The sequence below is a fragment of the Roseateles sp. P5_B10 genome (assembly GCF_056400485.1).
Map to the genome: position 1 here is coordinate 1 of NZ_JBFULE010000330.1, position 5,650 is coordinate 5,650.

The window sequence follows — 5,650 nt, forward strand, 5'->3', positions numbered from 1 at the left end:
AGCCCCTTCCGCCAGCGCCTCGTCGCCGGCCGGGCCGCTGCCGGCGGCCACAGCCGCTGTCGAGCCCGCCGCGGTTGCATCGCTCGGCAGCGCGCCGCCGGCGCAGGCGCTGCGCACCTTGATTCGCTGCCACGCCGCCGACAGCTGCCGCCTGACCCGCGGCGAAGGCCTGGACGAGCACTTCGAGGTAGTGCGCCTGCTGCTGGAGCAGCTGGACCGCCTCACCGCCCATGGCAGCCCCGTCGACCAGGCCGCGTGGGCGCGCGAGCTGCTGGCTTTTCCCGACGGTCATGTGCAGGCCGCGGCGCTGGCGCTCGCCGCTCGGCTGCCACCTTCGGCCGAGACCGCGGCGGCTGCCGTTGCGGCACTGGGCCGAACCTATGACGCCGTGCTGCTTGCCAAGGCCTATCCGGTCCTGCAGCAGTGGCAGCAGCTCGGCCTGTCCAGCGGCTACGACGACATGTTCGTCGGCCTCGTCCACACCGGMGGCTGGCAGGCCGCGCAGTCGGTGGCCGAGAACGTCGGGCCCTTCCTGAACGCCGGCAACGTGGGGCGCTTCGAGCAGGTGGCGCGGCAGCTGCAGCCCGGCGCGCGCCAGCAGGCGCTGCTGCGCTCGCTGCGCGACTATCAGCTGCAGCATGCGGGTGGCTGAGCGAACCCGCCGTCGTTGACGCGCTGGTCGCTGCGCTGAGCGACACACCCGAAGTCGCCACTGCCGCCGCCCAGTCCCTCACGGAGCTGAAGGACCCGCGCTCCGGCGAACGTCTGCTAGCCCATGCCGCCTCGCCCCGCCTCCACGCTCGGCAAGCTGCGCGCCACGGCCGCCGCCACCGCGCTGCGCGCCGCCATGGACGACGACTACTGGCAGGTGCGCCTGCGTGCCGCCCGGGCCCTGGGCCGCATTGCCGACGCGCAAGCCCTGCCCGTGCTGAGCCAGGCTCTCATCCACCCGGCCGGCAACCTGCGCAAGGAGGCGGCCATCGCGCTGGGCGACATCGGCGACGCGACCGCCGTGCCGGCGCTGCAAGCCGCCGCTGCCGACCCCGACCCGGAAGTCCGCAAGGCCGTGCGCCTGTCGCTGCAGCGCCTGGGTGCACCGGTCGGGGTGGACCGATGAGCGATCTCCCGCAAGCCGTCGAGCTGACGCCCGCCGCGCTGCACCTGCGCTGGCCCGACGGCGCGGCCGAGCTGCCAGCCGCCCGGCTGCGCGCCGTCTGCCGCTGCGGCGGCTGCCGTGCTCGCGCCGAGCGCGGCGAGCCCGCACCCGCACCGGCCGAGCTGGTCGATGCCGTGCCGGTGGGCCGCTACGCCCTGAACCTCATCTTCAGCGACGGCCACGACCGCGGCATCTACCCCTGGACCTGGCTGAGGGAGCTGGGGCCTGTCAACGCCGCGACGTAGGAACCCGTCCGCCGCGGAAGGCGGCCCCGTCCGACAGTCCCTGCGCGCCGCAATTCCATACTCGGCCCATGCGCTTTGAAGACTATTACCGGATCATGGGTGTCGCCGCCGATGCCGATGCGGCTGCCATCAAGCAGGCCTACCGGCGTCAGGCGCGGCTGCTTCACCCCGACGTGAACCAGTCCGCCGATGCGCATGCGTCCATGGCCCGCATCAACGAGGCCTACGACGTGCTGGCCGACCCGCAGCGTCGCGTCGCCTATGACGGCGTGCGCCGGCGCCAGCAGGCGACCACTGGCGCCGGCAAACCCGCCGAGCCCGACCTCCCCAGCGACTGGCAGCAGGGCTTCACCTATGAAGGCGGGGCGACCGCCGGGCGAGGTGGCCAGGGCTTCAGCGACTTCTTCACCAGCATGTTCGGCCGCGATGCCAAGCCCGAGCCGCCGGACGCCAAGCCCGAACGCGGGACCGATGAGCACGTCAAGCTGGTCATCGACGCCTCAGACGCCATCGACGGCGCCGTACGCTCGGTCAACGTGCGCGGCCTGGCGCCGGACGAGCAGGGCCACCGTGCCGTCGTCGTGCGCAACGTGCAGGTCCGCATCCCCAAGGGCATACGCGCGGGCCAGCACATCCGCCTGCCGGCACAGGGCTCGGCGGGCCGTGGCGGCGGCGCGAGCGGCGACCTGTACCTGGAGATCCAGTTCAAGGACGTCGCCCGTGAGAAGAGCCGTGACGTACATGAACAGCTGCCGCTGACGCCCTGGGAGGCCGCGCTGGGCGGCGACGTGAGCGCCGCCACGCCTGCCGGCACGGTCAGCGTGACCGTGCCACCGGACACACCGCATGGCAAGCGCCTGCGCTTGAAGGGCCGCGGCCTGGCAGGTGAGCCGGCAGGCGACATGGTGCTGGAGGTCGAGGTCGTGCTGCCGCCCTCCACGCTGCCGGGCGCGCGTGCCGCCTACGAGGTCATGGCCGCTGCCGTCGGTCGTGACTTCCACCCCCGCGCAGAAGGCGAGCCATGAACGACGGTGATGTGCTGGTCGGCGTGGTCATCGACGAGCAGACGCTGACGCTCGAAGAGCTGGCCTGCGCCTGCGGCGTCAGCGTCGACTGGCTGAGCCAGCGGCTGGATGCCGGCCTGCTGGGCTGCCACAGTGGCGACGGCGAAAGCCGGCGCTTCGCCAGCCCGCATCTGCACCGCGCCGGCCGGCTGCTGGCCATCGAACAGGACTTCGACGCCAACCAGGAACTCGCGGCGCTGGTGGTGGACCTGATCGAGGAGATCCACCGGCTCAGGGCGGGCGGATAGAACGATCAAGCCTCCTGCGACGGGAACAGTTCCGTCCGGCCGTCGGCATGCCGTGCGAAGCGGCCGGCCTCGTCGCCATGCACGGGCGCCGGGTCGCTCCAGGGCCAGCCGCCGAACTGGGTGCGGCGGTAGTCCTCGAAGGCCTGGCGCAGCTCCTGCTGCGTGTTCATGACGAAGGGGCCGTATTGGGCGACGGGCTCGCCGATGGGGCGGCCCTGCAGCATCAGCAACTCGGCTGCTGTTTCTCCGCCATTGACGAGCGTGACCGCGGCGCCGGCTCGCAGCTCGATCGCGTGCCGCGTGGCCACGGCATGGCCATCGACGGTGATCCGTGCGCCGGCAAAGAAGTAGAGCTTGCGGCGCGTGTCCGCGCCCGTCGCCGGCGGCAGCACCCACTGCGCACCCGGCGCCAGGCGCAGGGTCCAGATGGCCACGTCTGCCTGCTCGCGCGAGGCCCAGGAATCAGGCGGCGGCGCCAGCGGCTGGGTCACCCCGGCGGGCGTTGGCAGGGCACCGGCGATGCAGACGACGTCGGTCGCGTGCCCGGCATCGTCGACGAAGCGGTGCCGCGGGATCTCCTGCGACCAGAACATCGTGAAGTGCGGCGCCACCATCTTGCTGGCGGCCGGCAGGTTGAGCCAGATCTGGAACAGCTCCAGCGGGTTGGGCTTGTCCGTGTGCAGCAGCGGGAACATCTCCGCGTGCACGATGCCCTGGCCAGCGGTGAGCCACTGCACGTCGCCGCCCCCGAATCGCGCGCCGGCGCCCAGCGAGTCGGCGTGATCGATGCGGCCCTGGCGCACGATCGTCACCGTCTCGAAGCCGCGGTGCGGGTGGGCCGGGAAGCCGGGCACCTGCTCGCCGTGATACATGCTCCAGCCGCCCTGCCCTGAGAAGTCCGAGCCGATCTGGCGGCCCTTCAGCAGCGCCGCATCCGGCCCGTAGCGGCCGTTGCCGGGTGGGTAGGCGTCGTCGTGGTGGACGCAGAACAGGAAGGGGTCGAGCGTCTCCCAGGGCATGCCCAGCGGCGAGATGGAGACGATGGCGGGTGGCGAGGCGGCGGTGGTCATGGCGGCATCCTGAAGGGCGCCAGCCTAGCGCGTGTCGAGTGAGCTTGAAGAAGCGCGGGCTTCTCTACACTGGCGGCCGGCCACGCTGGCAGCCACCAGGCTTTCGACGCGGCCATCCGCTGGAGGTGTTGGCACGACCGCAAGGCGCGTGCTGACTGAGAGAGTCCCTTTGAACCTGATTGAGGTAATCCTCGCGCAGGGAAGCACGTTCAGGGGCCTGCCGGCTTTCACTTTCTTGCGTCGGCACCGCCGCCCCGAACGCTTGCCGACCTGCCATCTGCATGAGTTGCACATGGCACATCCATCGTTCTCACATTTGCGTCGTTTCCGGCTTTCGTTCCTGTCGCTGTCGCTCCTGGCCAGCGGCGCGGCGTGGGCGCAGCAGCCACCAGCCGGCACATGATTGCCGAGATCCAGGTCATCCCGCGGCCGGCCGGTACGGTAGACGACCGCTACAAGCATGTCGACGCCGCCATCGCCGTCATTCAGGCCTCCGGCCTGGACTATGAGATGCACGCCATGGGCACGGTCGTCGAAGGCCCGCCCGAGAAGGTCTGGCCGTTGCTGCAAGCCGTCCATGAGGCCACCCTCGAAGCCGGCGCCGAGCGCACGCTGAGCATCATCAAGGTCTCCGGCGCAGCCCAGGCCGGCGGGCCTCGCGTCGACGACCTGGTGCGCAAGTTCCGCAAGTAAGGCAACCCGAGCGCGCGGTACCGCCGAGCGCTCGGGGGAGACGCCTGCTGACCGGCAGCAACCGACCCATAGCTGTCGTCGTCCAGGTCGAAGTGAACTGCCGAAAAGCTGTCGCTCGCCCCGGACGGCAGCGGAAGGTAAGTCCCGACCCGTTGCCGGCTTTCGCCTTGCCGATCTTCTTGCTGAGAAGCTGTCGTGCCGAATTGGCGCTTGGGAAAAGGTTCAGCCGTGGCGGGCTTCGAGCGACCGTATGGCCGCAAGGACCACAGGCCAATCAGTTGGGGCTGCGGGCTGGTCAAAGTTGCGCTCAATGGATTGYGAACGGGCCTCTTGCTCTCGGCGTAGCCCCTCAAGATCTACGCGAACGCTCTTGGCAAGAGCCCCTGCCGCGACCTGCGAGACCCGTTGCGCCATTTGTTCCATCAGCCGATCATGAAAGTTGCGAACCTCGTCCGCGAAGTTGGCACGAGGCAATTGCCAGCTCCCATGCTGCGCCGACCAAGCCTGACAGCCGTGCAGAAGCTTGTCTCGGTTGTCCCACTGAAAGTGAACGGAATCTGAGTCCGACCACACGATGACGTTGGTTGACGGAGTCAGGTAGAGCGAATCAAGCTGGCGACGACCCATCCACGAGCCAGCGTTGTCTAGTAGATCCAGAGTCTCCTCAGACACATCGTGTTCGTCTATGGCCTCGCACCATTTCAACCAAAAGTGCTTCCAAGGCTTCGATTCATCTATCTCGATGTATTGCTGGAGTTCCTCCGGGACGGGCTCCAGCGCGTAGGGAGCAAGATCGATCACATCTTCATAAAGACGCACCACTTGGTAGTCGCAGAACCGTGATCCGCCGGACTGTGCCTGGGCGGGGTTGGCGTACTCGAACAGTCGGTGTTCACCAGCCTGAATCCAATATTCGCCGTCAGTGAGACCGAACCAGTGCAAGTTCGGGTCCGCAGGTGCGCCCCATGGCTGTATTTGATCGAGGGGACGAAGCTCAAACTGAAAGAGCGGGGACGGCATTCGCGTGAGGCTCAACGGTTGATAAGTGCGGCGTCAAGGACGCACCAGCGTGAGGAAAAGATTACCCGAAGCTGCCGCTAGCCAATGGCCGCTCCTGGCCGAGAGGCGTCGACTCTGGGAATCCGGATAAGTAGGCATCTAGACCTCATTGACC

General features: G+C 68.9%; 9 protein-coding genes. 7 read left to right on the forward strand and 2 right to left on the reverse strand.

Annotation, left to right across the window (positions count from 1 at the left end):
• From AC1DU6_RS18445 to AC1DU6_RS18465, 5 genes are all read left to right on the forward strand, one after another.
• A partial coding sequence (locus AC1DU6_RS18445; protein WP_477858785.1) for a hypothetical protein occupies positions 1 to 652 on the forward strand: 652 nt, incomplete at its 5' end.
• Positions 653 to 775: 123 nt separating this feature from the next.
• Entirely contained in the window at positions 776 to 1,117 is a 342-nt protein-coding gene (locus AC1DU6_RS18450) for a HEAT repeat domain-containing protein (RefSeq protein WP_457321284.1), read from the forward strand.
• The gene (locus AC1DU6_RS18455; RefSeq protein ID WP_457321282.1) at positions 1,114 to 1,401 is read left to right on the forward strand and encodes a DUF971 domain-containing protein; all 288 of its coding nucleotides are present in this window, start codon (positions 1,114 to 1,116) and stop codon (positions 1,399 to 1,401) included. The genes AC1DU6_RS18450 and AC1DU6_RS18455 overlap by 4 nt, the downstream gene beginning before the upstream one ends.
• Positions 1,402 to 1,469: 68 nt before the next feature.
• Positions 1,470 to 2,426 carry a DnaJ C-terminal domain-containing protein gene (locus AC1DU6_RS18460; protein WP_457321281.1) on the forward strand — a complete coding sequence of 319 codons (957 nt, stop codon included), beginning with the start codon at positions 1,470 to 1,472 and terminating at the stop codon, positions 2,424 to 2,426.
• Positions 2,423 to 2,713, forward strand: a complete 291-nt coding sequence (locus tag AC1DU6_RS18465) for a MerR family transcriptional regulator (RefSeq protein WP_457321279.1) — start codon at positions 2,423 to 2,425, stop codon at positions 2,711 to 2,713. Before AC1DU6_RS18460 ends, AC1DU6_RS18465 begins: the two co-directional genes overlap by 4 nt.
• A 5-nt stretch (positions 2,714 to 2,718) precedes the next feature.
• On the opposite strand, the gene AC1DU6_RS18470 is transcribed toward AC1DU6_RS18465, so the two are convergent.
• Positions 2,719 to 3,783 carry a pirin family protein gene (locus tag AC1DU6_RS18470; RefSeq protein WP_457321277.1) on the reverse strand — a complete coding sequence of 355 codons (1,065 nt, stop codon included), beginning with the start codon at positions 3,781 to 3,783 and terminating at the stop codon, positions 2,719 to 2,721.
• 169 nt (positions 3,784 to 3,952) lie between these two features.
• Between AC1DU6_RS18470 and AC1DU6_RS18475 the strand changes: the two genes are divergently transcribed.
• The gene (locus tag AC1DU6_RS18475; protein ID WP_457321275.1) at positions 3,953 to 4,186 is read left to right on the forward strand and encodes a hypothetical protein; all 234 of its coding nucleotides are present in this window, start codon (positions 3,953 to 3,955) and stop codon (positions 4,184 to 4,186) included.
• Positions 4,183 to 4,476 carry a thiamine-binding protein gene (locus AC1DU6_RS18480; protein WP_457321273.1) on the forward strand — a complete coding sequence of 98 codons (294 nt, stop codon included), beginning with the start codon at positions 4,183 to 4,185 and terminating at the stop codon, positions 4,474 to 4,476. The genes AC1DU6_RS18475 and AC1DU6_RS18480 overlap by 4 nt, the downstream gene beginning before the upstream one ends.
• Before the next feature lie 222 nt (positions 4,477 to 4,698).
• On the opposite strand, the gene AC1DU6_RS18485 is transcribed toward AC1DU6_RS18480, so the two are convergent.
• Positions 4,699 to 5,496, reverse strand: coding sequence for a DUF5984 family protein (locus tag AC1DU6_RS18485; RefSeq protein WP_457321271.1), 798 nt, complete (start codon positions 5,494 to 5,496; stop codon positions 4,699 to 4,701).
• Between the last annotated feature and the right edge of the window lie 154 nt (positions 5,497 to 5,650).

What these genes read in the sequence shown, in the direction of transcription:
- AC1DU6_RS18450 (WP_457321284.1), top strand. Translation starts at nt 776, where the DNA reads ATGCCGCCTCGCCCCGCCTCCACGCTCGGCAAGCTGCGCGCCACGGCC.
- AC1DU6_RS18455 (WP_457321282.1), top strand. Translation starts at nt 1,114, where the DNA reads ATGAGCGATCTCCCGCAAGCCGTCGAGCTGACGCCCGCCGCGCTGCAC.
- AC1DU6_RS18460 (WP_457321281.1), top strand. Translation starts at nt 1,470, where the DNA reads ATGCGCTTTGAAGACTATTACCGGATCATGGGTGTCGCCGCCGATGCC.
- AC1DU6_RS18465 (WP_457321279.1), top strand. Translation starts at nt 2,423, where the DNA reads ATGAACGACGGTGATGTGCTGGTCGGCGTGGTCATCGACGAGCAGACG.
- AC1DU6_RS18470 (WP_457321277.1), bottom strand. Translation starts at nt 3,783, where the DNA reads ATGACCACCGCCGCCTCGCCACCCGCCATCGTCTCCATCTCGCCGCTG.
- AC1DU6_RS18480 (WP_457321273.1), top strand. Translation starts at nt 4,183, where the DNA reads ATGATTGCCGAGATCCAGGTCATCCCGCGGCCGGCCGGTACGGTAGAC.